Annotated in this window: 23 protein-coding genes; 6 read left to right on the forward strand and 17 right to left on the reverse strand. The window is 46.8% G+C overall.

Annotation, left to right across the window (positions count from 1 at the left end):
- Positions 1-64: 64 nt before the first annotated feature.
- Together Q0Z70_RS03780 and Q0Z70_RS03785 are read right to left on the reverse strand one after the other, a co-directional pair.
- Positions 65-1,156 (reverse strand): endonuclease, encoded by a 1,092-nt coding sequence (locus tag Q0Z70_RS03780; RefSeq protein WP_298072791.1) that lies wholly within the window; start codon positions 1,154-1,156, stop codon positions 65-67.
- 11 nt (positions 1,157-1,167) lie between these two features.
- A complete protein-coding gene (locus Q0Z70_RS03785; protein ID WP_298072793.1) occupies positions 1,168-2,625 on the reverse strand; it encodes an aminoacyl-histidine dipeptidase in 1,458 nt (485 codons plus the stop codon).
- A 191-nt stretch (positions 2,626-2,816) separates the two neighbouring features.
- Between Q0Z70_RS03785 and Q0Z70_RS03790 the strand changes: the two genes are divergently transcribed.
- From Q0Z70_RS03790 to Q0Z70_RS03800, 3 genes are all read left to right on the forward strand, one after another.
- Positions 2,817-3,002, forward strand: coding sequence for a hypothetical protein (locus Q0Z70_RS03790; protein ID WP_298072840.1), 186 nt, complete (start codon positions 2,817-2,819; stop codon positions 3,000-3,002).
- Between the two features lie 49 nt (positions 3,003-3,051).
- A complete protein-coding gene (locus tag Q0Z70_RS03795) occupies positions 3,052-3,651 on the forward strand; it encodes an OmpH family outer membrane protein (RefSeq protein WP_298072795.1) in 600 nt (199 codons plus the stop codon).
- Positions 3,652-3,771: 120 nt separating this feature from the next.
- Complete coding sequence (locus tag Q0Z70_RS03800; protein WP_298072797.1) at positions 3,772-4,584, forward strand: alpha/beta hydrolase family protein; 813 nt, start codon at positions 3,772-3,774, stop codon at positions 4,582-4,584.
- A 161-nt stretch (positions 4,585-4,745) separates the two neighbouring features.
- Here the strand turns inward: Q0Z70_RS03800 and clpB are convergent, their stop codons facing one another.
- From clpB to Q0Z70_RS03815, 3 genes are all read right to left on the reverse strand, one after another.
- Entirely contained in the window at positions 4,746-7,340 is a 2,595-nt protein-coding gene (gene clpB, locus Q0Z70_RS03805; RefSeq protein ID WP_298072799.1) for an ATP-dependent chaperone ClpB, read from the reverse strand.
- 382 nt (positions 7,341-7,722) lie between these two features.
- Entirely contained in the window at positions 7,723-8,349 is a 627-nt protein-coding gene (locus Q0Z70_RS03810; protein WP_298072800.1) for a response regulator transcription factor, read from the reverse strand.
- The gene (locus tag Q0Z70_RS03815; protein ID WP_298072802.1) at positions 8,336-9,043 is read right to left on the reverse strand and encodes a hemerythrin domain-containing protein; all 708 of its coding nucleotides are present in this window, start codon (positions 9,041-9,043) and stop codon (positions 8,336-8,338) included. Before Q0Z70_RS03815 ends, Q0Z70_RS03810 begins: the two co-directional genes overlap by 14 nt.
- A gap of 221 nt (positions 9,044-9,264) precedes the next feature.
- Between Q0Z70_RS03815 and Q0Z70_RS03820 the strand changes: the two genes are divergently transcribed.
- Complete coding sequence (locus tag Q0Z70_RS03820) at positions 9,265-9,627, forward strand: BlaI/MecI/CopY family transcriptional regulator (RefSeq protein ID WP_298072841.1); 363 nt, start codon at positions 9,265-9,267, stop codon at positions 9,625-9,627.
- A gap of 108 nt (positions 9,628-9,735) precedes the next feature.
- On the opposite strand, the gene miaA is transcribed toward Q0Z70_RS03820, so the two are convergent.
- The 7 genes from miaA to Q0Z70_RS03855 all read right to left on the reverse strand — a co-directional run bounded on the left by miaA (position 9,736) and on the right by Q0Z70_RS03855 (position 16,534).
- The gene (gene miaA / locus Q0Z70_RS03825) at positions 9,736-10,629 is read right to left on the reverse strand and encodes a tRNA (adenosine(37)-N6)-dimethylallyltransferase MiaA (protein ID WP_298072803.1); all 894 of its coding nucleotides are present in this window, start codon (positions 10,627-10,629) and stop codon (positions 9,736-9,738) included.
- Between the two features lie 30 nt (positions 10,630-10,659).
- Positions 10,660-11,223 carry a hypothetical protein gene (locus Q0Z70_RS03830; RefSeq protein WP_298072805.1) on the reverse strand — a complete coding sequence of 188 codons (564 nt, stop codon included), beginning with the start codon at positions 11,221-11,223 and terminating at the stop codon, positions 10,660-10,662.
- Positions 11,224-11,256: 33 nt separating this feature from the next.
- On the reverse strand, positions 11,257-12,033 hold the full coding sequence (lpxA, locus tag Q0Z70_RS03835) for an acyl-ACP--UDP-N-acetylglucosamine O-acyltransferase (RefSeq protein ID WP_298072806.1): 777 nt from the start codon (positions 12,031-12,033) through the stop codon (positions 11,257-11,259).
- 73 nt (positions 12,034-12,106) lie between these two features.
- Positions 12,107-13,492 carry a bifunctional UDP-3-O-[3-hydroxymyristoyl] N-acetylglucosamine deacetylase/3-hydroxyacyl-ACP dehydratase gene (locus tag Q0Z70_RS03840; protein ID WP_298072807.1) on the reverse strand — a complete coding sequence of 462 codons (1,386 nt, stop codon included), beginning with the start codon at positions 13,490-13,492 and terminating at the stop codon, positions 12,107-12,109.
- Between the two features lie 3 nt (positions 13,493-13,495).
- Positions 13,496-14,536 carry a UDP-3-O-(3-hydroxymyristoyl)glucosamine N-acyltransferase gene (gene lpxD / locus Q0Z70_RS03845; protein WP_298072808.1) on the reverse strand — a complete coding sequence of 347 codons (1,041 nt, stop codon included), beginning with the start codon at positions 14,534-14,536 and terminating at the stop codon, positions 13,496-13,498.
- Between the two features lie 85 nt (positions 14,537-14,621).
- The gene (locus tag Q0Z70_RS03850) at positions 14,622-15,851 is read right to left on the reverse strand and encodes an HD domain-containing protein (protein ID WP_298072809.1); all 1,230 of its coding nucleotides are present in this window, start codon (positions 15,849-15,851) and stop codon (positions 14,622-14,624) included.
- 203 nt (positions 15,852-16,054) lie between these two features.
- Positions 16,055-16,534 (reverse strand): DUF6078 family protein, encoded by a 480-nt coding sequence (locus Q0Z70_RS03855; RefSeq protein ID WP_298072810.1) that lies wholly within the window; start codon positions 16,532-16,534, stop codon positions 16,055-16,057.
- Positions 16,535-16,772: 238 nt separating this feature from the next.
- Here Q0Z70_RS03855 and Q0Z70_RS03860 point away from each other — a divergent pair, with 238 nt between their 5' ends.
- Together Q0Z70_RS03860 and Q0Z70_RS03865 are read left to right on the forward strand one after the other, a co-directional pair.
- A complete protein-coding gene (locus Q0Z70_RS03860) occupies positions 16,773-16,943 on the forward strand; it encodes a hypothetical protein (RefSeq protein ID WP_298072811.1) in 171 nt (56 codons plus the stop codon).
- Between the two features lie 3 nt (positions 16,944-16,946).
- Positions 16,947-18,056, forward strand: coding sequence for an alpha/beta hydrolase (locus Q0Z70_RS03865; RefSeq protein WP_298072812.1), 1,110 nt, complete (start codon positions 16,947-16,949; stop codon positions 18,054-18,056).
- 120 nt (positions 18,057-18,176) lie between these two features.
- Here the strand turns inward: Q0Z70_RS03865 and Q0Z70_RS03870 are convergent, their stop codons facing one another.
- The 5 genes from Q0Z70_RS03870 to pyrF form a co-directional block, all read right to left on the reverse strand.
- Positions 18,177-19,952 (reverse strand): hypothetical protein, encoded by a 1,776-nt coding sequence (locus Q0Z70_RS03870; protein WP_298072813.1) that lies wholly within the window; start codon positions 19,950-19,952, stop codon positions 18,177-18,179.
- A 19-nt stretch (positions 19,953-19,971) separates the two neighbouring features.
- On the reverse strand, positions 19,972-22,731 hold the full coding sequence (locus Q0Z70_RS03875; protein WP_298072814.1) for a tubulin-like doman-containing protein: 2,760 nt from the start codon (positions 22,729-22,731) through the stop codon (positions 19,972-19,974).
- Between the two features lie 19 nt (positions 22,732-22,750).
- On the reverse strand, positions 22,751-23,656 hold the full coding sequence (locus Q0Z70_RS03880) for a hypothetical protein (RefSeq protein ID WP_298072815.1): 906 nt from the start codon (positions 23,654-23,656) through the stop codon (positions 22,751-22,753).
- The gene (locus tag Q0Z70_RS03885; protein ID WP_298072816.1) at positions 23,653-24,699 is read right to left on the reverse strand and encodes a hypothetical protein; all 1,047 of its coding nucleotides are present in this window, start codon (positions 24,697-24,699) and stop codon (positions 23,653-23,655) included. Before Q0Z70_RS03885 ends, Q0Z70_RS03880 begins: the two co-directional genes overlap by 4 nt.
- 671 nt (positions 24,700-25,370) lie before the next feature.
- The gene (gene pyrF / locus Q0Z70_RS03890) at positions 25,371-26,195 is read right to left on the reverse strand and encodes an orotidine-5'-phosphate decarboxylase (protein ID WP_298072817.1); all 825 of its coding nucleotides are present in this window, start codon (positions 26,193-26,195) and stop codon (positions 25,371-25,373) included.

A 26,195-nucleotide genomic window follows, 5' to 3' on the forward strand; every position in this document is an offset into this window, starting at 1 on the left:
CGATCCCGACAGGTCAGATTGACGGATTTATATATCTGAATGATTAATTTTTCGATGCCTTTCTTTAGTAAATCAGTCGGAATTCTGCCCATACCGGCAGATGATCGCTGATGCCTCCTTCATATAGGGGGCCGATATAAGTACGGAAAGGCCGGACTCCGCCGAATTTTTTATCCGGGACTAATAGGAACGGCAGGCGGGCTACTTCAGCCTGTGCTTCACCGGTAGTAAGCGGAGCATCGGACTTTAGCAGATTGCCTGATACAATGAGGTGGTCAAGCAATCCCCATTCTCCCTGATATTTGTAACTTCCATAGTTTTTCTCCTTTTGGGCCTTGCGGGCTAATAAATGGTATAACCGATCGTTACGAGGCGTACTGTCGGGAACGGGAGCTTCTGCCTGCATGATTTTCTTGATGGACTGATTGGTGGGATAGTCATTGAAGTCTCCCATAATCAGCAGCTGCGGATATTGGCGAAGGCCGATGATACTGTCTGCTGTCTGTTTCAGCCGGTGGGCAGCCTTTAGCCGATAAGGTTCACTCTCTTTCGCGCCACCTGAACGGGATGGAAAGTGAGCAATCAGTATGTCTAAGGTGTCACCGTTCAATAACATTCCGCTTACGTGCAAAATATCGCGTGTAGGCCGGTCGAATGGCCGAGATTTGTCGATGGCGATGCTGTGGCTGGCTAACAATTTGAACAAGCCGCGTTGGTAGAGCAAGGCTACATCAATGCCCCGTTCGTCTTTAGAATGGGTCATCACATAACGGTATCCGGCCTCACGTAATACGGAATAGCGTGTCAGGTCGTATAATACACGGTCATTCTCTACTTCGCAGAGGGCCACTAATGCTGGAGGGGTCCATCCGCCTACGGCAATAAGAGCACGGCCGATATCGTCCAGTTTTTTCTTGTATTTCGAATAGTTCCAATGACGGACAGACTCAGGCAGGAATTCGTAGTCGTTTTTTAGTGAGTCATGGTATGTGTCAAAAAGGTTTTCTACATTGTAACTGACAATGCGAAAAGTCAAAGTATCATTCGTTTGTGCTCTGCATAACAGATGGTAACTTGAGAAAACAAAGACACAGAAAGAATAAAATGCGAAACGCGTTTTCGTATTCTTCCTGTGCCTTTGTAAAAAGAGTGTCATCTGTCCCGTAATTATTTTGTAGGAATGTTCTTCAGAATATCCAACAGATGATCCCAGAATTTCTGAACCGTCGGTATCAGCATACGCTCATCCGGTGAATGCACTCCTTGCAGAGTAGGGCCAAACGAAATCATGTCGAGCGACGGGTATTTGTCGAGGAACAGGCCGCATTCCAATCCTGCATGAATGGCTTTTACCTTGGCATCGACTCCAAACAGGCGTTTATAGGAGGCAGTGGCCACTTCTAATATTTCGGAATGTGGATTGGGTTTCCAGCCCGGATAACCGTCGCCATAAGTAACAGTTGCGCCAGCCATTTCGAATACGGTGCGTACCATGTTGGCAATGTCCTGTTTCGACGAGGCAGTGGAACTGCGCTGACTGGTCTCGATGCGGATAATATGGTTGGGTTTCATTTTGACGGAAGCCAGATTGGTAGATGTTTCTACCAAACCGGGAATATCCTGGCTCATGGCGAATACACCGTGAGGACAGGCGTAGAGCGCCTGTAAGAGTCGGCGTGCGGTGTCGCGGTCGATTGCTTTTGCATGGAAATGGGCTGACTCCATGATTAATTGCAGGTCAGGATCGACGACGCTGTATTCACTTTGAACTTCAGCAGCAAATATATTCAGATCGGTTCGTAAATTATGCTTGTCCTTTTCAGGTATGGCAATGGTCGCATGCGCTTCTCGGGCTATGGCATTGCGTAAATTGCCTCCATCAATGTTACATAAATACAGGTCGTACTTTTGAGAGGCGAGACTTAGGAAGCGGGTCAGAATTTTGTTGGCATTGCCTAACCCCAAGTGAATGTCTCCTCCTGAATGTCCGCCTTTCAAGCCTTTTACTTGGATTTTACAGCAAAAGTATTCGGCTGGAACATCTATTTCGTGGTAATTGAATTCGGCAACGGAATCTACTCCTCCTGCACAGCCGATGAACAGTTCGCCTTCATCTTCCGAGTCGAGGTTCAGTAAGATTTCTCCTGTCATAAATCCCTCTTTCAGGGCGAATGCACCTGTCAAGCCTGTTTCTTCGTCTACAGTGAACAAGCATTCCAGTGGGCCGTGTTCAATCGTTTCGTTGGTCAGGATGGCTAACTCGGTAGCTACGCCGATGCCGTTGTCTGCACCCAGTGTTGTGCCTTTGGCCTTTAGCCATTCTCCGTTCACTTCGGTTTGGATGGGATCTGTCATGAAATCGTGCTTCACATCATTATTCTTTTCACAAACCATATCCACGTGCGATTGCAGGACTACGGTTTTACGGTTTTCCATGCCCGGTGTGGCCGGTTTTCTGATTAATACATTGCCGGCTTCGTCCGATAAAGTTTCCAAATGATGCTTTTGGCCGAAACTTTTCAGGTAGGCTATTATTTTTTCTTCATGTTTGGAAGGACGCGGTACTTGGCAGATTTCCTCAAAATAACGGAACACTTCTGCCGGTTTTAGATTTCTCTTTTCCATATTTCTTTTGTTTTGGTTTTGCCTTGTGACAATTTGTTTTTCATTTCTCTTAAAGGCTGTTGCATGAACGATACATTGCTAAATATGGTTAAATAGTGAATGGTTTGGCCGCCCCATCTTCTTTTTTTAGAAGAAAAAGGGCGGCTTAGTCCTTGCAAAGCCCTATATTTGCATCCACAAAATTAATGGAAATGCTCGAGACTGGGTTGATAACTTTGTTAATAGTTGCTATTTGTGTGCTTCTGTTGGGGGTAAAGGTCTTTTTTGTAAAAGGAGGACAGTTCCCTAACGGACATGTAAGCAGTAATGAGGCGCTTCGTAAGAAAGGTATCGGATGTGTCCAGTCGCAAGACAGAGCGGCACGGAAAAAGCTCTGAGTGAAAGTATGAACTAATTAATTCTAAAAATATGATTGTATCCAAAATTATGAAGAAATTGATTTACTGCCTGAACGCCCTGGCTGCTTGGGCCATCGTTGTTTTGTTTTCCCAATGTGCCGGCAATACAAACAATCTATCGGCTGAAGCTCCTGCCCAAGCCGGCTTGTCAGGCATGAAGATTGCTTATGTAGAGATAGACACATTGTTGGCCAAATACAATTTCTGCATCGACCTGAATGAAGCAATGGTGAAGAAGAGCGAGAATGTACGTCTGACTCTCAACCAGAAAGCTGCTGACTTGGAAAAGCAGAAACAGGAATTCCAGACCAAATATCAGAATAATGCCTATCTTTCACAGGAGAGAGCCCAGCAGGAATATAATCGCATTGCCAAGTTAGAGCAAGATTTGCAGGCTTTGAGCAATAAATTGCAGTCGGAACTGATGAGCGAGAATGAAAAGAATAGTTTGCAGCTGCGTGACTCTATCAATTCTTTTTTGAAGGAATATAACAAGGCGAAGGGTTACAGCATGATTATCAGCAATACCGGTTTTGATAACCTGCTGTATGCGGACAGCATTTACAATATTACGCAGGAAATTCTGGAAGGGTTGAATGCACGTTATTCTTCGCCGGCCAAGAAATAAGGAAATTGGGCGATGTGTAAGCGGTAAGGAGGGCGGTTAAAAACTTGAGCCGCCCTTTTCCTAAAACACACTGAATGAGGAGCAGTTTTGTAGTCTTTTGTAATAAAAACATCTGTAATAATGAAAAAAGAGTTCTTTTTGGCAGGTATGCTGCTGTGTTTTGTGGTGTTGTCCGTACAGGCGGCACGGGTGGATACGGTAATGGTCAGAAGCCGTTCCATGAACAAGGAAGTTCAAGTTGTTTATGTGGTGCCCGATAAGGTGGCGCAGGCATGTCCTGTAGTCTATTTGTTGCATGGTTACGGTGGAAATGCCAAGACGTGGATCGGCATCAAACCGCAGCTACCTTCCATAGCCGACGAAAAAGGAATTATATTTGCTTGTCCTGACGGGAAGAACAGTTGGTATTGGGACAGTCCGGTAAACCCTTCATACCGTTATGAGACATTTGTATCTTCTGAATTAATCGCTTATACGGATAGTCATTACAAGACGATTGCCGCTCCCCGGGGACGTGCGATTACCGGACTGAGCATGGGAGGTCACGGTGCCTTGTGGAATGCTTTCCGTCATAAAGATGTGTTTGGAGCCGCCGGCAGTACGAGTGGAGGAGTGGATATTCGTCCTTTTCCGTTGAATTGGCAGATGAATAAACAGTTAGGAGAGTATGCCGCCAACAGGAACCGTTGGGATGAACATACGGTGATTAATCAGATTGATAAAATCGGGAACGGAGATATAGCTATTATTGTCGACTGCGGCGAGAGTGATTTCTTTCTCGAGGTAAATAAAGAACTCCATCAACGTTTATTGGGGCGAGGCATTGAGCACGATTTTATCACGAGGCCTGGAACGCACAATAATACTTATTGGAATAATTCCATCGACTACCAGATTTTGTTCTTCGAAAAGTTCTTCGGAAAACAGGAATAAAAACATCGGCTTAGATTGATTAGGAATATCGACTCTTATCGGGTACGGAGTATCAATTCAACCCCTTTCAGAACACCTCTTGACGGGGGTCACGGACACCCGTTAAGAAAGGTATTGAATACCCTTTGAGAAAAGTATTCAATACCCTCGGACATTGATGGTCAGTTTTTGAACAGAAGTCCGTCTTTGGCGGCATTTATATCCACGATGATGGGGCGGCTGCGGTCGACTTCCTGTGCCAGTAGCTTCTTCGAGAGATCGTTGAGCAGATAGTGCTGGATGGCACGCTTGATGGGGCGGGCACCGAACTCAGGGTCGAAGCCGGCTTTTGCCATGAAGCTGATGGCAGGGTCGGTCAGTTGCAGTGACACTCCGTTTCCTTCGAGCATGTGGCGGATGCCGTTGATTTGTAACGTTACAATCTGACGGATTTCGGACTCGGTCAGCGGCAGGAACATGATGGTTTCGTCAATACGGTTGAGGAACTCAGGCCGTATGGTCTTCTTCAGCATGTTCATCACTTCGCGCTTGGTTTCTTCCACAATCTGTTCTTTGTTGCGGTCGTCCAGTCTCTCCATCTGGCTTTGGATGTAGGAGCTGCCCATGTTGGAGGTCATAATGATGATGGTGTTCTTGAAATTCACCGTCCGGCCCTTGTTATCGGTCAGACACCCGTCATCGAGTACCTGTAACAGGATGTTGAACACATCGGGATGGGCCTTCTCGATTTCATCGAATAGAACCACGGAGTAGGGTTTCCGCCGGACAGCTTCGGTCAGCTGACCGCCTTCATCGTAGCCGACGTATCCGGGAGGCGCTCCGACCAGACGGGAGACGCTGTGCTTCTCCTGATACTCGCTCATGTCGATACGGGTCATCATAGTCTCGTCGTCAAACAGAAATCCGGCCAAAGCCTTGGCCAGTTCGGTCTTTCCGACACCGGTCGTACCGAGGAAGAGGAAGGAGCCGATGGGTCGTTTGGGGTCTTGCAATCCGGCACGGCTGCGGCGTACAGCATCGGAGACGGCTTCGATGGCTTCGTCCTGACCGATGACGCTCTTGTGGAGTTCTTCTTCCAAATGGAGGAGTTTCTCTTTCTCGCTCTGCAACATCTTGCTGACAGGTATGCCAGTCCAGCGCGACACGACGTCGGCAATGTCTTCGGCATCGACTTCTTCCTTAATCATGGCGTTGTCGCTCTGCATTTGATGCAGCTTCTGCTGGGTCTCTTCGATTGCCCTATTCAGGGCCTGAAGCTTGCCGTAACGGATTTCGGCTACCTTGCCGTAGTCGCCTTCGCGTTCGGCCTTCTCGGCTTCGAACTTCAGGTTTTCAATTTCGACCTTGTTCTGCTGTATCCGGTTGACCAGTGCCTTTTCGCTCTGCCACTTGGCCTTGTAGGAGCTTTCCTGTTCCTTCAGTTCGGCCAGTTCCTTGCCGATTTGTTCCAGCTTGGTCTGGTCGTCCTCCCGCTTGATGGCTTCGCGTTCGATTTCGAGCTGCTTGATTTTGCGTGAAATCTCATCCAGCTCTTCGGGCACGGAGTCGACTTCCATACGCAGCTTGGCGGCGGCTTCATCCATCAGGTCGATGGCCTTGTCGGGAAGGAAACGGTCGGTGATGTACCGGTCGCTCAGCTCTACGGCGGCGATGATGGCATCGTCTTTGATGCGGACGTGGTGATGGTTTTCATAACGTTCCTTTAATCCACGCAGGATGGAGATGGTGCTCAGCGTATCCGGCTCGTTGACCATGACGGTTTGGAAACGACGTTCGAGGGCTTTGTCCTTTTCGAAGTACTTCTGGTATTCGTCGAGCGTCGTGGCACCGATGCTACGTACTTCGCCCCGCGCCAGTGCAGGTTTCAGGATGTTGGCTGCATCCATGGCTCCTTCACCCTTACCGGCACCTACCAGGGTATGGATTTCGTCGATGAAGAGGATGATGCTACTTTCGGACTGCTTCACTTCGTTGATGACGGCCTTCAGACGTTCCTCGAATTCTCCTTTGTATTTGGCACCGGCTACCAAGGCACCCATGTCGAGCGAGTACAGTTGTTTGTTTTTCAAGTTCTCCGGAACATCGCCTCGAAGGATACGTTGTGCCAGTCCTTCTACAATGGCTGTCTTGCCGGTACCCGGTTCGCCAATCAGGATAGGGTTGTTCTTGGTACGACGGCTCAATATTTGCAGAACCCGTCGGATTTCTTCGTCACGGCCGATGACCGGGTCGAGCTTGCCGTTTCGGGCGGCATCTATCAGGTTGATGGCATACTTCTCCAGTGACTGGTAGGTGTCTTCGCTCGACTGTGAGGTGACCTTCGACCCCTGACGCAACTCACTAATGGCTGTCCGCAGTTCTTTCTCGTTCATACCGGCATCTTTCAGGATGCTCGATGCGGTGCTCTTGACGGTAAGCAGGGCCAGCAGGATAGGTTCCAGGGAAACGAACTCGTCGTTCAGTTCCTTGGAGTAGTCCATGGCTTTCTGCAACACTTCATTGGTTTCATGGCTCAAATAGGGTTCTCCGCCCGAAACCTTGGGCAGCGATTCGATTTGTTTGTCCAGAACCAGCTCTATTTGCCGGGCATTCATACCCAGTTTCTGGAAGATGAAATTGGTGATGTTTTCGCCCACTTTCATAACTCCCTGCAACAGGTGCACCGGCTCGATGGCTTGCTGTCCTCGTTGTTGTACCAGATTTACAGCCATTTGTACGGCCTCCTGCGCTTTGATGGTAAAGTTGTTAAAATTCATATCATTTCTCCTTTCTTTAGTCTTGGTTAGGTTTTACGTCGATTGGCTTGCAAAACTCTTGCCATTCGTGTCGGGTGGACAAAATGGCTTATGGTTGTTGATTTTATCTGACAAAATGTAATTCATACGGCCTTTATGTCTTGTTTCTTCTTTATTTGTGTTGCCTTATGCACGTGTAATACCTATTTGTTGTTCTCTTGTCGTCAAAATACCTAAATTAGGTGATTGTAGCATCCGCACCGATACGCTATCTTTGTAGCATCAGATTTGAATGAATTAGTTAGTCATAATTACGTAACCACTTTTATTAAGGTAAACAAATTCCCGCTCTCCGATGCGATATCGTGGAGCGGGAATATTCTTTTATGATGGATGGAAATCCTTAAAGTTTCTCTTTGATTTCGCTCAGCTCTACCAGCTTGTTGACGATGGCATAGATGGTGAGGCCGGCAGGCGAGTGAATTTGCAGCTTGCGGGCGATGTTGCGGCGGTGGGTAATGACGGTGTGGATGCTTAGGAAGAGCTTTTCGGCAATGGCCTTGTTTGTCATGCCCTTCACGACGCAGGTCACGATTTCCTTCTCGCGCTGGCTCAGCGTGTCCGATTCGCTGTCCTTTTCCTCCTCTTGTTCTTCGTCGCTGCGGAGTAGGCCGCTCAGTTTGGTGGTGATGATGTCGAGGTCGTCGCAGATGGAAAAGCGCTCGTCGTACTCCTCCAGTACGTTTTTGTTCGTGACCGACGAGATGAGAGCAATATACTTCACACCCGCCAGGCGGGGATGTTCGGTCTTGAAAGCGGTCAGATTGAACCACCTGTCGAACGAGGGGTTGATGATAATCATGTCCGGTTGGTGCAGGTGGGCGTAGTGATCCAGCGCCTCGATGGAGTTCACTTCGATGGGATGAATGTCGAGATTGGGGATGCGTTTCAATGCGACTGATACTCCGCTTCGGATGATGACGGACGTTTCGGCCACGACTATTTTCAATGGCTGGCTATTGGTGCTCATCTTTCAGTCCCCTTTCCATCTGTGCCACAGCGGGCACAAACATGTAGTCTTCCACCTGACAGTGCGATGCCAGGTCCTGTTCGCAGTTGAAGATGTCGAACAGGACGGCGTTCAGCAGGTTATTGTTCCCCTTTTCGGGGTAATACTTGATGATGATGTTTTTCAATTCCGTCAGTTTGCGGTCTATCTGGTTGTGGTGACTGGCGAAGGTGGCAATGTTGTACGTCGGGGACAGGCATCCTCGCAACAGTCCATCCACGTAGGTGAAGACGGATTGGTTTTCGTACTCCATGTGGCGGCGTACTTCCTTGGCGTATTCGTCGAAGAACTTCAGGATGAGGAAGGCCACATCGTTGGTGCCAGAGCAGTCGATGGCCTCTATCAGTTTGCGTCGGATGGCGGGCAGATTGAAGTCGAGGAAGTACGTATGTGCCCGCTTCAGATAGTCCATCAGGGCGGTGAGCGAGAAGTCATCCTCCTCGCCGCTGTACGTGTAGGACTCGTGGCTGATGAAGTTGGCTACGGCTAAGAAGGTCTTATAGTCCACTCCCTGCGCCTGGCAGACGTCTTTTACCGACCCGTCGCCGAAGCCGAGCGACAAGCCGAAGCGGCTCATCACCATCAATAGAGAATAATTGTCGCAGATGAGGTCGCTCATCTTGTCCGTAATGCGGTATTTATGCGGTTCGTTCATAGGCGTAAATGCTTGTTCTGTTATAATGATTGTCTCCTGGCGGGCATTCGTTTTTTATTCGGCCGCAAATTAACGATTTTTTTGCGGACGGCGCAATCCCCATTTGTAGGTATTTCGCGGTTGTAAGGAAAGCAGTGCTTTCGTCCTCTCAAAACGATGCTTTCACCCTCGGAAAACTGTGTTTTCTTTCCTTCTTCATGTAACTAAACCTTTTAGTTATTATTAAAGGATTGACCGCAAAAGAAGAAGAAATCATGGGCTTTTTCTGGGAAAAAGGTCCGCTGTTCGTGAAGGAGATACAGGCTTTCTACGACGAACTGAAGCCGCATTTCAATACTTTGTCCACTATTGTGCGCGGACTGGAAGAGAAAGACTACCTGTCGCACAAGGCTTATGGCAACACCTATCAGTATTATGTCACGGTGAGCCGCGAGGACTTCAGTCGCCGCACCCTGCGGAGCGTTATCAGCAAGTACTTCAATAACTCCTATTTGGGAGCCGTTTCTTCGCTGGTGAAGGAGGAAGACATTTCGTTGAAAGAACTCAAGGAACTGATACAGAATGTCGGGGAGGGACGGTTATGAAGAGGCATATTCTCTTAATGGTATGGCTGCTGTGCGGCTTGGTACTGTCTTCTTGGGGGCAGTTCAAACAGATTGAGTCCTTTATTATATTGAAATCCGAAATAGAAATTACATTTGAGAACGGAGGTACGTCAGTATCTCCGTTTCTTGTTCGGGATGAAACCAGCGGATGTCGGCATCGCGCTTGAACCAAGTCATTTGCTTGCGGGAGTAGATGCGAGAGTTCTGCTTGATTTTCTCCACGGCGAAGTCCAGTGTCCACTCACCGTCCAGGTAGTTGAAGAGTTCCTTGTAGCCCACGGTGTTCAGTGAGTTGCAGTCTTTGTGCGGATAGACGCGGCGGGCTTCTTCCAGCAGACCATCGGCCATCATCTGGTCCACCCGCCGGTTGATGCGGTTGTTGAGTTCCTCACGGTCGCGGGTCAGACCCACTTTGATGATGTGGAAGGGGCGTGGCTTAGTTTGTCGGGTGCGGAAGGATGTGTAGGTTTTGCCCGTCATGTAGCATATTTCGAGGGCATGGATGACGCGCTTGGGGTTCTTCAGGTCGACTATCTGGTAGTATTCGGGATCGAGCAGGCGGAGTTCGGCGCACAAGCGGTCAAGGCCTTCCTCTTCGTAGCGTCGGATCATCAGCGATCGCGTCTCGCTGTCTACAGTGGGAATGTCGTCGATGCCTTTGCACACAGCATCCACGTACATCATGGAGCCGCCGGTCAGGATGACGACTTTTTTTTCCTTGAACAGCTGCTCAAGAAGTTTTATGACCTCTGCTTCGTATCGGGCGGCGCTGTAGTAATCGGTCAGACCCAGCATACCCACCATGTAGTGCTTCACCCGCCGAAGCTGTTCTTCGGTTGGGGCGGCCGTACCTATCTTCAGGTCGGCATACAGTTGGCGTGAGTCGGCCGACACGATGCACGTATCGAATGCTTCTGCCAGCCGCAGGCTCAGTTCCGTCTTGCCTACACCGGTGGGGCCTATGAGTACAAGGAGAGTCATTATAATGGATTATCCAGTTTCCCATTGGATTTAGTATCTGTCTTCGTCGTAAAGATTGCCGTTGCTGTCGTCGTCGAAACCTTCAAAACCGTCTTTGTCGAAGTCATCCATATCGAAGTCTTCGTCGCCGTAGAAGTTTTCGTCGAGGTCGAGGGTTGCATTGTTCTTGGCTTCAAATTCTGCGAAATCTACCATTTGTTTGGGAGCATCGCCTTTCTTCTTGGTACATTTGGCACCCTTCATGTTTTTGCCGGTGATGATTTCGGTAAGCTCGATGAAGAAGCAGCGTTCGGTCATATAGTCGAATACGTAGAGCAACTTCTGTTTTTCGTCTTCTACCAATTCGTCAATGCGGGTATTTTTCATCACCCAGTTGTCTGTTTCAGAGCTGTCGTCCATTTCTTCCAAGGTCACTTCTTTTTCCTTTTCCCAGTCTTCGTCGCAGATGAAGAACGATGTCATCTGGTCATCCGTATATCCGACAGATTGAAGAATTATTTCGTGGAAGTCGTAGAAAGTGGATTCCGGGTCGATCTGTATCTCTCTGACAAAATCATCCGATTCGTCAGAGATAAGGGTAAATCTATAAATCATAGTTTGAATTTGTTGGTTACTTTGTTATCTTTCTTATTTCCCTCCGGGGATAATACCCCGTTCGGAACTACGTATGAAGTCAACGATGTAGCGTATTTCAGGTGTCATCTCCATCTCTGCCTCTATTTTGTTAAGGGCTTCGGTCGTGTTCAGGCCGCTCTGGTAGACAAGGCGATAGGCATTGTGGATGGCTTCGATGATTTCGTTGGAGAAGCCTCGGCGGCGCAGGCCTACGATGTTAATGCCTGCATAGCAGGTGGGTTCTCGTCCGGCAATGATATAGGGCGGGACGTCCTTGCTGAAGCGGCATCCTCCCTGAATCATACCATAACCGCCTACGCGGCAGAACTGGTGCATCAGCACGCCTCCGCTGATAATGGAGTTGTCGTCAATTACGATTTCTCCTGCCATTTTCGTCGAATTGCCGATGATGCATCCGTTGCCTATTTGGGCATCGTGGGCTACGTGTACGCCTTCCATCAGCAGGTTATGATTGCCCACGATGGTACGTCCTTTGGCAGCCGTACCACGATTGATGGTCACGTTTTCGCGGATGGTGTTGTTGTCGCCAATCTCGGCGGTTGTCTCTTCGCCTCTGAACTTCAGATCCTGGGGGATGGCACCGATGACGGCACCGGGGAAGATTGTGTTGCCGTTTCCGATACGGCTGCCATACAGAATGCTGGCGTGAGCCATTATCTTATTGTTGTCACCGATGACTACATTCTTGTCAATGAAGACAAAGGGAGCGATTTCCACATTCTCGCCGATCTTCGCTTCGGGATGGATGTATGCTAAGGGACTAATCATACTATGAATTGAAAAATTAAAAATGGATAATGGTTTCGTTTATTTTTCATTCTCCATTTTCCATTGAATTTATTTATTTGTTCTTTACTATCTGTGCCATGAATTCAGCTTCACACACCACCTTTTCGCCTACAAAGATGTAGCCTTTCATGGTGGAGATGCTGCGGCGAATGGGGGAGACCAGCTCCACGCGGAATATCAGTGTGTCGCCGGGTACCACCTTCTGGCGGAACTTCACGCCGTCTATCTTTAGAAAGTAGGTGGAATAGCGTTCGGGCTCATCGACGGAGTTCAGCGCCAGCAGGCCGCCTGTCTGTGCCATTGCTTCGATTTGGAGTACACCTGGCATGACCGGTTCATGCGGGAAGTGGCCGACGAAGAAAGGTTCGTTGGCTGTAACGTTCTTCACGCCTACGATGTAGTTAGCGCCTATTTCGATCACCTTGTCTACCAGCTGCATGGGGTAGCGGTGGGGCAGGAGCTCACGGATGCGGTTCACGTCCATGATAGGCGGACGGTTGCAATCGTACGTCGGAGCCTGTATTTCGTGCAGACGGATTTCTTTGCGCATCTGGCGGGCGAACTTATTGTTGATGGTGTGGCCCGGGCGGGTAGCGATGATGCGTCCCTTGATGGGCTTACCGATCAGGGCCATATCGCCGATGACGTCTAGTAGCTTGTGGCGTGCACATTCGTTGGGCCATACCAATGGTTTGTGGTTGATGTATCCCAGTTGCTTGGCATCCATGTGGGGCACGCCCATCACATCAGCCAGCTTGTCGAAGTTTTCTTGCGACATCTCGCGTTCGTAGATGACGATGGCATTGTCCAAATCGCCTCCCTTGATGAGGCCTGCCTGGAGCAGATGCTCAATCTCCCGCACAAAGACGAAGGTGCGGCTGGCAGCCACTTCGTCCTTGAACTTGCCCATATCTTCCAGCGTGGCAAACTGGTTGGGCAGGATAGTCGAGTCGTAAGATATCAGTACGTTCAGGCTGAAGCTCTCGTCGGGCAGCAGGATGATGGACGAACCGGTCTTTTCGTCACGGAATTCCGTTTTCGACTTGATGATATAGAAATCTTTTACAGCGTTCTGTTCTTCAATGCCTACACGTTCTATTTCGTTTACATAATATTGGGCGCTTCCGTCCAGAATAGGGAATTCGGGGCCGTTCACTTGTATCAGGCAATTATCTATGCCCAAAGCATAGAGGGCTGCCATGCCATGTTCTATGGTGCTGACCTTCACATTGTTCTTGGCCAGTACAGTGCCGCGTGTCGTCTCGACTACGTTTTCAGCCACTGCGTCGATGACGGGCTGTCCTTCAAGGTCGGTCCGCTGGATTTTATATCCATGATTTTCGGGAGCCGGGTTGAAGGTTACGGTCAGGTGAAGACCTGTGTGAAGGCCTTTTCCACTGAGCGAAAAGCTGTCTTTCAGAGTCTTTTGTTTCAACATGGATTATTTCTTTAATTGTTGTTTCAGTTCGTTCAATTCTTTACGGAGTGCATCCAGCTCGAAATACATGTCAGGCAGCTTGCGGAAAATGGCCTGTGACTTGAAGTAAGATATTTCTTTCATGGGCGGCGTACCCATCAGACGCTGGTTGCTCTTAGTGCTGCTGGGTACACCCGACTGGGCGCCAAGCGTTACCTTGTCGCCGATACGGATATGGCCGGAAATACCTACCTGTCCACCGAACATGCACCATTCGCCCACCTTGGTCGAACCGGCGACACCAACTTGTGCGGCCATCACCGTGTGCGAACCTATCTCGTCGTTGTGGGCTATCTGGATGAGGTTGTCCAGCTTCACGCCGCTGTGTACGATGGTGGCTCCCATAGTGGCACGGTCTACGCATGTATTGGCACCTATCTCTACGTTATCTTCGAGAATCGTGATGCCGATTTGTGGAATTTTTTCGTAACCTTCGGACGTGGGGGCAAATCCGAAGCCGTCGGCGCCGATGACGCATCCGGCATGCAGAATGCAGGAGTTGCCCACGCGACAGTCGTGGTAGACGGTTGCGCCCGGATAGAGAATACAATGGCTGCCCACACGGGCTCCGGCACATACGGTGGCGTGCGGATGCAGGGCCGTATCGTCGCCGATTTCCACCCCATCGCCAACGTAGGCAAAGGGGGCTATGTAGACGTTTTCTCCCACCTTGGCTGTGGGGGCTACATAGGCCAGCGGGTCGATTCCTTTCAGCTGGGGTTTACTCTGTTCGTAGAGCGTAAGCAGCTTGGCAAGGCTCTCATAGGCATTCTCCACCTTGATGAGAGTGGCTTTTATTTCATGTTCGGGCTCAAAATCCTTATTCACCAAAATGATGCTGGCCTTCGATTTATAAATGTAATGAGTGTATTTCGGATTGGACAGGAAAGACAATGCGCCGGGGATTCCTTCTTCTATTTTGGCGAAAGTATGTACGGTCGCATTTTCATTCCCCACGATTTCTCCTTGTATATAGGCAGCTATTTGTTTGGCTGAAAATTCCATGTTCGTTTCTTGCTAAATGGTTTTCAAAACACAAATAACGGACTTTTTTTTTATATTTCCTTGTCATTGGGTGAATATTTTATACCTATGTATGTAACCTTAGGTAACAAAGGTAGTATTTTTTTACCTTCTTCGAGAGCAGATGGATGTTGAGCATATCCGATGCTTCGGAGATGTTCTTCGTGGTTCCGTCCTTGTAAAGGATGTCGATGCTGTCGTCGGCAGGGTTGTACATGTTCTTCTCGATACTGGGGACGGAGACGAACCAGGCGGCTTCGGCAGGCGTCACATTCAGCGCGGTGGCTATTTCTGCCACTAATTCCTGCTTGCGTTTCTCGGTGGCCGGCTTGGTGGAGATTTCTACCTTGAACAGGCGGCGGTTCACCATGCCCGTGCTCAGTGTGGAGAGCACCTTGTCGGGATGGTCGCTCCATACCTTGAGAGCTGTCCAGATGTCGTTGTCGTCCAAACGGATGAAGTTTTCCAGACAGGCCGGGTCGTTGTAGAAGCGGCTGCGGTCTACATCGTTATAGAGGAAGAAGCGCAGGGCGGGCGAGGCAAAGAGGTTTTCGCCTGCGGCAGCCAGCTCCTTGGCACGTAGCAGGGCGGCGATAAGCATCCGCTCGTAGGCTACGGAAACCTTGTGCAGATACACTTGCCAGTACATCAGACGGCGGGCCATGAGGAAGTTCTCGATGGAATAGATGCCTTTTTCCTCGACGACAAGGTGGTCGTCCTTCACGTCGAGCATCTTGATGATGCGTGCCGAGCCGATGTTTCCCTCGGTGACGCCCGTGTAGAAGCTGTCACGCCGCAGGTAGTCCAGACGATCCATGTCCAGCTGTCCGCTGACCAGCTGGTGAAGGAAGCGCTTGGGATACTCGTCTTTGAATATCTGAATGGCCAGTGTGAGTTGTCCGTTCATCTCGCGGTTGATGCGCTCCATCAGCAGCAGGGAGATGTCTTCGTGGGAGACGCCGCGCACGATGGTATCTTCCAGCACGTGCGAGAAAGGACCGTGCCCGATGTCGTGCATCAGAATGGCCGCTTTGACGGCTTCGGCCTCGCTGTCGAAGATGAAGTTTCCCTTGGCCGTCAGGTGCTGGATGGCTTCAGTCATCAGGTAGAAAGCGCCGAGCGAGTGCTGGAAGCGCGTATGTTGGGCGCCCGGATAAACCACAGACGACAAGCCCAACTGGCGGATGCGCGTCAGACGTTGCAGCAGGGGATGGCGCACAAGATCGTAGAGCAGCCCCTTGGGAATATTGATAAATCCGAAGACAGGGTCGTTGATGATTTTACGTTCGTAACTCATGGATTCTGTTATTAGGGTAGGGATGTGATGAGACGGTGGGCCGATGGGGCCCGTTCATCGTTTTTGTACTCCCGGTTCAAAGCCTTTGAACTGTCAGTTCACTCCGTTTGAACCGTCAGTTTAAAGGCTTTATACTCTCAGTTTATCACGCTTAAACTGAGAGTTTATTTTTATTAAACTGAAATAAACTGTTTGCCGGCTGATTACCAATAAGTTTCCTCGACGTAGCTATCGAACTCCGGTTCGGATTTAAGTCCCGCCCAACGGAAGACGTTGGCTATGGCCTGTTGCTCCTTGGGCGTGATAAGCCGTTCGCCCTTCCGGCTTTGGAAGTAATAGCTTCGGCAGGAGAAGCAGGCCATGATACGGCGCCTGATGTCCGCCTCCAGCCGGTGGGGGATTTCGTCGAACAATTTCGTCATGCCTTGTGCAAAGCGCACGGGCATGCTGTCGCGGTAGTATTCGCATCCGTCCTGAGCATGGGCAATGCAGGCAGGGTGCACGATGCGGATGGGGTTTGGCTTGTCCGAAGTTTCCGTTACCGGCAGACGGCGGTAGGCAATGGCACGCAGGCAGTGCGGGGCACGGGGACAAGCCTCGTCGGCAGCAGGGCAGCAGATATAGTCTTTGGGCATGTTGTCCGTCTTTCCTGAGACGGTGGCAACTTTGTTTTCGTGGTTCATGGTTGAATGTCTTTATTAGTTTACGCCCAAAGGTAGGGGATTTTAAGGAGATAAACAAGGAAGAGCGGGGAAGAGTGTGGAAGAAACCGGTGCATCTATCCGTAAATTCCGTCATTTTTTCCGTAATCCATATACATGCCGGAGGCGTCTGCCGCTGTATCTTTGCATCAAAAACTCGAAAGCTTTTTCGCCATGAAGACCTGCTTGTTGGTTGCTGTCTTCCTGTCACGGACTTTGGATGGCAGCGGCTTGCGCGTCGGACTTCGGATTGGATAGCGGTCTCACCGTGACCGGACAGCCCGTTCCGTATACCCACCTCAGCAAGATCGACAACATGTCGGAAAGTGAATCGAAAGCCGCTTTAGGTGAGGAAGATGTCACCGTGACCCTCGCTTTGGGCGATGAATAGTGTATGAACTATAATGATAAGATAGAAGACATGAACAGAAAGAAAACCATCCCCTGCCTGCTGGCAGCCCTCTTGCTGACAGGCCTCACCGCCCCAAGTGCGGCAAACGGGACAGATAAGTATAACCCTTTAAACCAGCATGATATGGAAAAATTGGAACTAACGAATGAATGGGACAAAGTGTTCCCGCAGAGCGACAAAGTAAATCATAGTAAAGTGACCTTCCACAACCGCTACGGCGTTACGCTTGCGGCCGATCTCTACGTGCCGAAGAACGTTACGGGCAAGTTGGCAGCCATTGCTGTAAGCGGACCGTTCGGCGCTGTCAAGGAGCAGTCGTCCGGTCTCTATGCACAGACGCTGGCCGAACGCGGCTTCCTGACCATAGCTTTCGACCCTTCTTTTACAGGCGAGAGCGGAGGCCAGCCCCGCTACGTGGCTTCACCTGACATCAATACGGAAGACTTCTGTGCAGCAGTGGACTATCTGTCTACCCGCGAAGACGTGGATCCCAAACGCATCGGCATTCTCGGCATCTGCGGTTGGGGAGGCATGGCGCTGAACGCCGCTGCCATCGACACACGCATCAAGGCCACAGTCACCTCGACGATGTACGACATGAGCCGCGTGAATGCCAACGGTTACTTCGACTCAATGGATGCCGACCAGCGTTACGAACTCCGCTGTCAGCTCAACGTCCAACGTACAGTCGATTACCGCAACGGCTCTTATGAACGGGCCGGCGGTGTGGTAGATCCGCTGCCTGCCGACGCTCCCCAATTCGTAAAAGACTATTATGCCTACTACAAGACGCCGCGCGGTTACCACACGCGTTCGCTCAACTCGAACGACGGATGGAACAAGACATCTGCGTTGTCTTTCCTTAACATGCCCATCCTGACCTATAGCAACGAGATACGCAGTGCCGTCCTGATGATTCACGGCGAGAAAGCCCATTCGTGCTACTTCAGCCGGGATGCGTTCCAGAAGCTGACGGGCGACAACAAGGAACTGCTTATCATCCCCGGCGCCAATCATACCGACCTGTATGACAACCTGAAAGTGATTCCTTTCGACAAGATTGAAAGTTTCTTCAAGAAATATCTGAAGTAAGCGGGGAAACTATTCGGGCGTGGATGACGCGGATTTCATGTTATAGCAGACAAATTGACAAAGCTGCAAGTTTAAAGATTTCTTTTTGTGGCTTTGTCAATTCGTCTGTTTTTCCACTCCTTAATTGATGCAATCTATCACATCTTCAGCTTTTGCGATATTTAATATTTGGAACACACCGATGGTATTGTCCATGTGCGATGACTGCAAAGGCTGTATATACATGTTTCTCAAATGATAACAGTCATCAAATTCTGTTTTGTCATATTTTATGGTATGACAGTCGGATGCCAAAAAGAAATTTATCTGTTGATTTATGTCCTGTCCATCCATCCGTGCATATCCAATGAAAGGACGGGACTTCTGAATTAATGGTTCAAACAGTTCGGAAAATGATTCTGGCGTTGATAGATCAATGATAAAGGGATTGTTCTTATCCCAAGTTAGTTTTTTATAATTATTGAAGAATGACTCATCCATATATTGGGTAATGATATCGTCGAGTTCTTTAATATCATCACGGTGTTGCCATTCATCCATAATATCACTCAATATATCCTGCAGTTCGAATGTATCTACTTTGCTTTTGTCTATCAAAGTTTCGCTTTTCGACGACTCATCCCAGACCTTACCTTTCAATGCTATGTTGGCATTCTTTAATGCTATTTCGGCCGATTCTACTTGAGAGCATATTTCCTGATAGTTTTCTAACTCTCCGAATAGTTTACGAAGCCGGGTATAATCTTTATCCAGTTGTTCTTTAAGACTGGTTATATCTTTCTTTTGAGGATCGGATTGAGGCATAGTGTGTGGTTGTCTTTTGAATTTAGGCCAAAAAGACAATAGACATCCATTTTTTCTTTTCTTATTTGTATCAGAAGGGTGGGTGGTGTTCGATAACGTTTTCTGCTCGATGTATTCACGCATTGCATTATATGCTTCATCTGTTCGCAGATACTGTTCGTATCTTTCGGTTTCCTGTATCAACTCCTCGAAATGATCATTCCTCTTTTTTGTAAAAGGAACGTTAAGATAAACTTTTAATATTTCTTCGATACTTGCCCCTTGCATTTGTTCGCCATACCGTCGCAGGTTAATCACGGCTTCTTTTAATTCCTTCTGCCAGCAGTCTGGTTGTTCTTCCAAAGGCTTCTTATAGTCGTAAAGTGTATTGAAATAGTCATTGGATTTATCTTTCAAATGGCGTTGGTCGTTAAGATTACTTTCTATAGCTGTTTTCTTCAGTTTCAACTTTAGATACTCGCAAATATCCACTGCCTGATATTGTCGTTCGGCATAGCCTACTGAGGTTATCTTATCCCTAAATGCACCTGATATCTTATAGTTGGAGTCCGCAGAACTCATTAAGCAGAATAGGCGTGAAAGCATGCGGGCTAATCGGTGGGAATTCATGTTGGTCGCCTTGTCCTCGAAATCTTGATTGTTTAGGTAAAGGATATTTGTTTGGATATGATCACTTTCCTGCATCTCCAATAATTGCTTTGCCACTGTGCATTCCGGCCTTATAGTGACATCGTCATACTTGTCTAAATCGTAAGCCAATGCTACAATAACAACTCGGATACTGGTTTGTTTCAGACCGTTGGTTCTTTCCAGTGCTTGATAAACCGTGATTATACTATCCGCATCCTCTTCAGAAAGTAACTCAGATAACATAAAAATGTTTAAGGAACTATTATTCTCGGATTTGTAGCGGTGCTGGGCAATCAAGTTTGATAAGTCGTCTTTCAATCTCGTTTGGTCAGAGAAATGGTCGGAGTCGATATTCCAACTTGATGACAGAGTTTCTCCTGCCGGATGAAACTTTTCGATTTCATCCAGCAGGGATTTAACAGATTCCTTTATTCCAAGAATAATGAAATTTGATGAAGCCATAACCCATAGATCTTAAAAATTACAATCCGTCGGCTACCAAATTGATTTCATCCATAACCAACTCTATCAAGGCTTGGTAGTGTAGTCTGTCTTCCAGGTGTCTTTTTTCTTCGTCAGGCAACTGTGAATAGTCGTTTTGATAGTTGTCGGAGTTCACTTCGTTCAATACCTCTTTTACATGTTCCAATCCTTTTCTTTTAGTTATCAAGTCTATCTCTCTCTTGACATCCTGATATAATTCCATGTTGACATAGTTTAAGTATGCCACTTCGCGTGTATCTCCAATGTCAAGACGGTAATGGTTGATGGGATTTCCTCTCTGACGAGACCTAATCCAATATTGTTGGCTTCCGTCATCGTAATGAATCAAACCGAAAATGAAGCCCTTCACCCAAAATTCTATTTTATTAGGTCCAACATCGGGCGGTGTGGGCATTAAATTAAACTTTTCACTTCTCATACGTAAGTTCCATTGTTCATCAATGTATCCGGCCAATGAGGTTTGAATGTATTCACGCTGATAGATTGTCGTGTTACCCACTGCATATATGGGAGCGCAACAACTCATAATCAGGATTAAAATTCTATTCTTTTCTTCTGTTGAAATGTAAGTAGGTTCGTGGCCGCTTTCAACAAACAAATTGGCCAATTTCGTTTCTTTAAAAATGTTTCTGTTGGCATCTGCACATCCAACCAAAATAAATTTGACCAACGGTAGCGGCTGATTTACATACCCTTGTGTGTTTATTTTCCAAAGAGGGGATGCCATTACTTTTACCTTTTCGATGTAACTATTTGCTTTTTCAGGTGTTTGTTCGTAAACTTTCTGAAGATACTCATTGATGGTTACGGCAAAGGCTGCGCGTACTTCTTGGGTTTCGTTTGCCCAACGGCGCATTACTTCAAATAATTCTAGATTATTCAAGCCAATCAGACTTTTTATATCTTGGTGTTTCAAAAAATCCAAAATGTCCTGTGCAGTGGCTTCACGTGTGCGATTTACTTCTTCGCCATGAATGTAGACTTGGAAATTTAAATCACGTTGTGCATCCCTTTGTATTTTCAAATTGGCAGAATCCATGTCTTTTGCAACTTGCTGGAGTGTGTTTTCAAGTGCATTTATTTTATTTTGCCACACCCCTATGCTTTGTCTTAAGTGGGCATACACTTGAATAGCATAGCTTCGGCGTATTGATTCTCGAATAGCTTCCACGTGCATACGGATTTCTTCGCTTAAGGCTTCTGCCGCATCCTTGTCTATGGGACTGAATAGTGCGGGTAATCCGCTATTTTTTATTGCATTGACCGCTTCGTTCCAAGGCTGATGATTATTCACTCTCTCGTCAAATTGTTTCTTCTCATTGTCCATTTCCTCTTCACAGGTTTGTATGGCAGTTAACAAGCTTGACAAGAAATCGGCAATATCTCCTACGCCATTTTGTGTGTTAATGTTATTGGTAATGTATTTATCTAACTCCTTGTCAACTGTGCATATCTTGTTGTCATACGTTTTTCTAATAGTAGACTCGGTTGCAGCCTTTATGTAATTGTCAATCTGATTTTGGTCACTGTCTTTACTTAGATCAATGGGAGAGAATGGGCAAATAGGATCCAAGAGGCTGTCTATGAGCATGTCCGCATTGTGTTCTTGTACAGCCACATTGGGGTCTGACATCCATGTCAAAGCATTTTGTAAGCCGTTATTATTTTTCTTGCAAAGTTCATCGCATGCGCTCTTTATCATGGAATATCCGATGTAATCGCCCACTGCCTGAGAATCGTATATTAGTTCTGCACTACCCATAGACGCCGTCCATGCTTTTTTATTGAGTACTTCGAAAGCTTTCATATGCTTTGCCACATTGTCCATTGGCGATGTGATACCTTGTCCCAATTGGTTGCTGGGCAAAAACATGCTTCGGCCTATCGAATCGGTTAATTCATTGATACTTTGAAAGCAGACGCCTTTTTCGTTCGTGTTATTGATGATATAGGCATATCTAATATTGGGGTCCAATGTATTAATCCTGTCGAACCCGAAATCTAAAGGATTTTGATTATCGGCCGGTAAATGGAACAGGTAGTCCAGTTCCTGTAAGAAACCGAATGCGTTGTTATGTACATTGAACGACGGTACGCCAGGAGCCATTCTGCGAAAGACGTCGGGCATCACAATCCACGGATAGATACGGTAATTAGTACCTAATGCCTGAGCCGCATTTGACACCAACATCAGGATATCAAGCATCATACCACTTCCTGTTCCACCGGCTGTACTGCCTACTACATTGATAATGGTAGGCCATTCGTTCCCATTGCTGTCATAGTCATATTGAAAACGATAATCAACAGGTAGAGGTGCGGCAATATTGCTTATCTTTTGTTGGACTTGATTTTGGATATGTTTGGCGTTGAATCGTGCGATGAATCGACCATTAGAACGTACCTGCCCTGCTCCATCAGCTGATATGGTTTTCAGCGAGTCTGTATTAACCGAGGGAATCCACGAATACAAATTACGATTGTTTGTGTAGACTTGCAGAGCCATAGGTACGGAACAAACCAACAACTCATTATGATCTAATGCTACCTTGCCATGCTTTGCCGAAATTATAAATTTGTTCTTCGCCTGCCCATCGGTATCAATAGCTAAGAAGCCTATCATCTTGGGGATTTCTCCATAGGTATCCAAAAAACATTGTTTGGTGCGGAGAATTGCCATTACACCGGTGCCACCTAATCCGATGTAGAGTGTCTTTGTAATTTTTGTTGTTGCCATAATGATACGGATTAATAATTTATTGTAATAGGATTGTCAATTTGTTTCCATCTCTCTGTTGAATGTTTATCCTGGTGTAGATATTTGCCGACGTAGGGGAAATTTGATAGGCGGAACTATTGTATCGAACGATTATCTTCTTTCCATTCGCCTTGGGTATGAGCGTAATGGGGGATGTGAAATTTAGGTCGTTCTTGTAAAGTACCTTTCCAATCCAAATGCGGTTCCAGATGGATTGCTTTTTTATATGTTGTCCTAATATTACTTTTCTGCAACCTCCCATGCGCAGTGTTGTTATTGGATTATGGGGAATAATAAGATTCTTTACTACAGTATGACGGAATGTTGGATAGACTATTCTTCTCAAAAATACAAACCAAATGAGAATACTACAAAGAATAATGGCATATAAAATGAGTACCGTCTTTTTTAATGGATTCATCCGTTTGGTAAATGTAAACTGCCATTTGAAAATCTTTGTTTCGTTTCCGTTACTTATCTCAGTATCGTTTATTCGGTCAAGGTTATGGCTTGTGATAGTCAGATAACCACCTTTTGTTCCTTCCTTAGCTTGTGGAATGCAACGCATTTTCAATATATTTTCCGTATAGTCGCTTTTTATATCAAAGTGTGGATATTGTAATTTCATACCGTCAATATAGATTTCAAACAACTGCATATCAAGTGGCTGATCTTTTTCGTCGGTGAAATATAGGGTGGCATGACTGCTTGCCTCCTTGGCTTCCTTGTTGAATTGATATCGGATAGTTCTCTCGATAAAAGTTGTATCAGCATCTGTCCACCAAAATGAACTTGTATAGACTGACTTTCCCAATGGGGTAGATGGTACCGTTTCTTGGAAAGAACAGGAAAATACAAGACTAAGTAATAGTGCTACGCTTGTTAAACTGATGAAGTTTTTCATTCGATAGATATTTTGAGAGTTCTTTCTTTTTTGTTAATGCAATGTATGGTGAGTTGTTCCGGGGTTATGAATGTGTATGGGCTTCCCCCTTCGTAATTAACCCTTAGATGAAGATCGAATTGTTCGGGAATATTCTGTGTATTCTTCAAACATAAAGAGAAGTGTATCTTTTCTTGATAGATGTCCATTGGAGCTGCCTGTAAAGTACAATATGGATTTTCTTCCAGATTTAAGTTAATCTTACCTTTAATATCCCGATAACTGCCAGACAGGGGAATGGTTAGATCCTTGTCGTCTCGCAAGTTATAGGCTACTTGAGTCGGCATATTGCATATTTGGATAGATACATTGGCATCGGGTACTACCCAAAAGTTGGTTTGTTTGTCTATTGCTTTGCGGATATAAGGGACATCTGCAGCAGGATGTACTAAAATATAGAAACCATAAGAATATTGACCGGGATTTTGTGACTTTCGGTTCCAATCATTCAGTTCGGCCTGTAAGTCGCCAACTTCGTTGACGCCGTCGGTAAAGAGGAATAAGTAATTCACATATCCGTCCCGACACATGTCGTGATATTTGCGGATAGCATCCACAAGGTTCGTTTTATTGTCACCTACCGGTTTATAATGGAAGTTAGTAATGAAGTCTTTTAGTTGTGATTTCCCTTCAGGAGTGGCTTTTACACATACTGGGTCAAGAGTACGCGTATAAAACGGTATGAGTATGATTTCGTTCATCGCATCATCTTCTATGTTTTCAATACTTTCTATCAACTTATATTTCAAAGATCTCCAGAGTCCATTACCTGAAGATATAAAGGGAAGCGGGGAGTTATCCAAGTCTTTTTCTCCTTGTCTCTGGGGTAACAGTGATCCGCTTACATCCCAAAGAAAAATTCTGCGTTCGTTCAGTTGGGTATAAGCTACAGTGGGCATCAAAAAGACGAAAAAGAAGAATAACAGGATGGAGAAAGAATGTGATGTGTTGAAACATTCTCTTTCTTGAGATCCTTTAAGATGATGATATACGCGGTTTGTCATGGCATCATTTATATGTCAATCAGCAGACTCCCCACACTGAATTATGTTATGGAATATTTCAGGTTGCCATATACAAAAAAGCGCGGGAATCTGTACTTGTTACTCGTCCCACGTATCAAGGCCTTCGCATTGCCCACTCAGTCAAAACGAGCAACGCAGAAGCCCACGCAGATATGTATAACAACTTCCTGCACATCTTCTATAAAGTACAGGAAGGGTATAAACATATCCCGCAGACATCTACTGTTGCTTTGTTTTAGACTGAGTTCAAAGTTTGCGAAGTTTTGATACGTCAAAAACAAAACGTAAAGTAAACGTCTTTTTTATATATGTTTGTTTCCATACATTCGCAACTATAGTTGAGAACTTGTATGGAACGCAGTGACAAATGTATGGAATAATTTTCTAATAGTAATGAGTTTTATAAAAAATGTAGATGCCTTTTTCAGATTTTTCCTTTTTATGTGTCTATATTTGTATTTCTTTTGACTGGATAAGGGATTTTTTCAGGAACTATTGATGTGAACGGAAAACGTGTTTATATAAAAATGGCACGCAGATAGCGCAAATGAATCAGATGACCGCAGATTAAATATATCTGTGCAAATTTTGTTCCATCTGTGTTATCTGTGTGCCAATATCTTTTTCTCAGCACATAACCCATCTGTGGGCTACAGAATAGCTTTCAGCTGCCCGGCCATCTGTGTCTGCACTTCCTGTGCGGCCTTGCGGCTGGCGGCGGCGAAGCTTTCCGTCTTATCCACGTAGATGATACCTCGGCTGGAGTTGACAATGAGGCCGCACTCCTTTGTCATGCCATACTTGCAGACTTCTTCCAGCGAGCCACCCTGTGCACCTACGCCCGGTACGAGCAGGAAGTGGTTGGGTACAATCTTACGGATGTCCTCGAACATGCGGCCTTGTGTGGCACCCACTACGTACATCATGTTCTCGTCGTTGGCCCATTCCTGTGATTTGCGGAGTACTTTCTCGAAGAGGCGTTCGCCATCTTTATCTTCTGTCAGCTGGAAGTCATGCGAACCCTTGTTGCTGTTCAGTGCCAGCAGGATGACCCACTTGCCTTCGTAGGTGAGGAACGGTGTTACGCTGTCTTCACCCATGTAGGGAGCCACAGTCACGGAGTCGATGTTCAGTTCCTCGAAGAAGGTGCGGGCATACATAGCCGACGTGTTGCCAATATCGCCGCGCTTGGCGTCGGCAATGATAAATTGGTCGGGATAGTTCTGTTTGATGTAGTTCACCGTCTTCTCGAAGGCCATCCATCCCTTCACGCCCATGCTCTCGTAGAAAGCCAGGTTGGGCTTGTAGGCGATACATAGGTCCTGCGTTGCGTCGATGATAGCCTTATTGAAAGCGAAGATAGGATCTTCTTCTTTCAGTAGATGTTCGGGAATTTTCTTGATGTCCGTATCGAGTCCTACGCAGAGGAACGATTGTTTGCGCTTGATGTTTTCAAAGAGTTGTTGCTTGTTCAT

The sequence above is a fragment of the uncultured Bacteroides sp. genome, from assembly GCF_947632445.1.
GTDB lineage: Bacteria > Bacteroidota > Bacteroidia > Bacteroidales > Bacteroidaceae > Bacteroides.

Coding starts and splice junctions, on each gene's coding strand:
- Q0Z70_RS03780 (WP_298072791.1), bottom strand. CDS start 1,156: ATGACACTCTTTTTACAAAGGCACAGGAAGAATACGAAAACGCGTTTC.
- clpB (WP_298072799.1), bottom strand. CDS start 7,340: ATGAATTTTAACAACTTTACCATCAAAGCGCAGGAGGCCGTACAAATG.
- Q0Z70_RS03800 (WP_298072797.1), top strand. CDS start 3,772: ATGAAAAAAGAGTTCTTTTTGGCAGGTATGCTGCTGTGTTTTGTGGTG.
- Q0Z70_RS03795 (WP_298072795.1), top strand. CDS start 3,052: ATGAAGAAATTGATTTACTGCCTGAACGCCCTGGCTGCTTGGGCCATC.
- Q0Z70_RS03830 (WP_298072805.1), bottom strand. CDS start 11,223: ATGATTTATAGATTTACCCTTATCTCTGACGAATCGGATGATTTTGTC.
- Q0Z70_RS03790 (WP_298072840.1), top strand. CDS start 2,817: ATGCTCGAGACTGGGTTGATAACTTTGTTAATAGTTGCTATTTGTGTG.
- Q0Z70_RS03880 (WP_298072815.1), bottom strand. CDS start 23,656: ATGAAAAACTTCATCAGTTTAACAAGCGTAGCACTATTACTTAGTCTT.
- Q0Z70_RS03885 (WP_298072816.1), bottom strand. CDS start 24,699: ATGACAAACCGCGTATATCATCATCTTAAAGGATCTCAAGAAAGAGAA.
- Q0Z70_RS03840 (WP_298072807.1), bottom strand. CDS start 13,492: ATGTTGAAACAAAAGACTCTGAAAGACAGCTTTTCGCTCAGTGGAAAA.
- Q0Z70_RS03815 (WP_298072802.1), bottom strand. CDS start 9,043: ATGAACGAACCGCATAAATACCGCATTACGGACAAGATGAGCGACCTC.
- Q0Z70_RS03865 (WP_298072812.1), top strand. CDS start 16,947: ATGAACTATAATGATAAGATAGAAGACATGAACAGAAAGAAAACCATC.
- Q0Z70_RS03850 (WP_298072809.1), bottom strand. CDS start 15,851: ATGAGTTACGAACGTAAAATCATCAACGACCCTGTCTTCGGATTTATC.
- miaA (WP_298072803.1), bottom strand. CDS start 10,629: ATGACTCTCCTTGTACTCATAGGCCCCACCGGTGTAGGCAAGACGGAA.
- Q0Z70_RS03810 (WP_298072800.1), bottom strand. CDS start 8,349: ATGAGCACCAATAGCCAGCCATTGAAAATAGTCGTGGCCGAAACGTCC.
- lpxD (WP_298072808.1), bottom strand. CDS start 14,536: ATGGAATTTTCAGCCAAACAAATAGCTGCCTATATACAAGGAGAAATC.
- lpxA (WP_298072806.1), bottom strand. CDS start 12,033: ATGATTAGTCCCTTAGCATACATCCATCCCGAAGCGAAGATCGGCGAG.
- pyrF (WP_298072817.1), bottom strand. CDS start 26,195: ATGAACAAGCAACAACTCTTTGAAAACATCAAGCGCAAACAATCGTTC.
- Q0Z70_RS03785 (WP_298072793.1), bottom strand. CDS start 2,625: ATGGAAAAGAGAAATCTAAAACCGGCAGAAGTGTTCCGTTATTTTGAG.
- Q0Z70_RS03870 (WP_298072813.1), bottom strand. CDS start 19,952: ATGGCTTCATCAAATTTCATTATTCTTGGAATAAAGGAATCTGTTAAA.
- Q0Z70_RS03875 (WP_298072814.1), bottom strand. CDS start 22,731: ATGGCAACAACAAAAATTACAAAGACACTCTACATCGGATTAGGTGGC.
- Q0Z70_RS03855 (WP_298072810.1), bottom strand. CDS start 16,534: ATGAACCACGAAAACAAAGTTGCCACCGTCTCAGGAAAGACGGACAAC.
- Q0Z70_RS03860 (WP_298072811.1), top strand. CDS start 16,773: ATGGCAGCGGCTTGCGCGTCGGACTTCGGATTGGATAGCGGTCTCACC.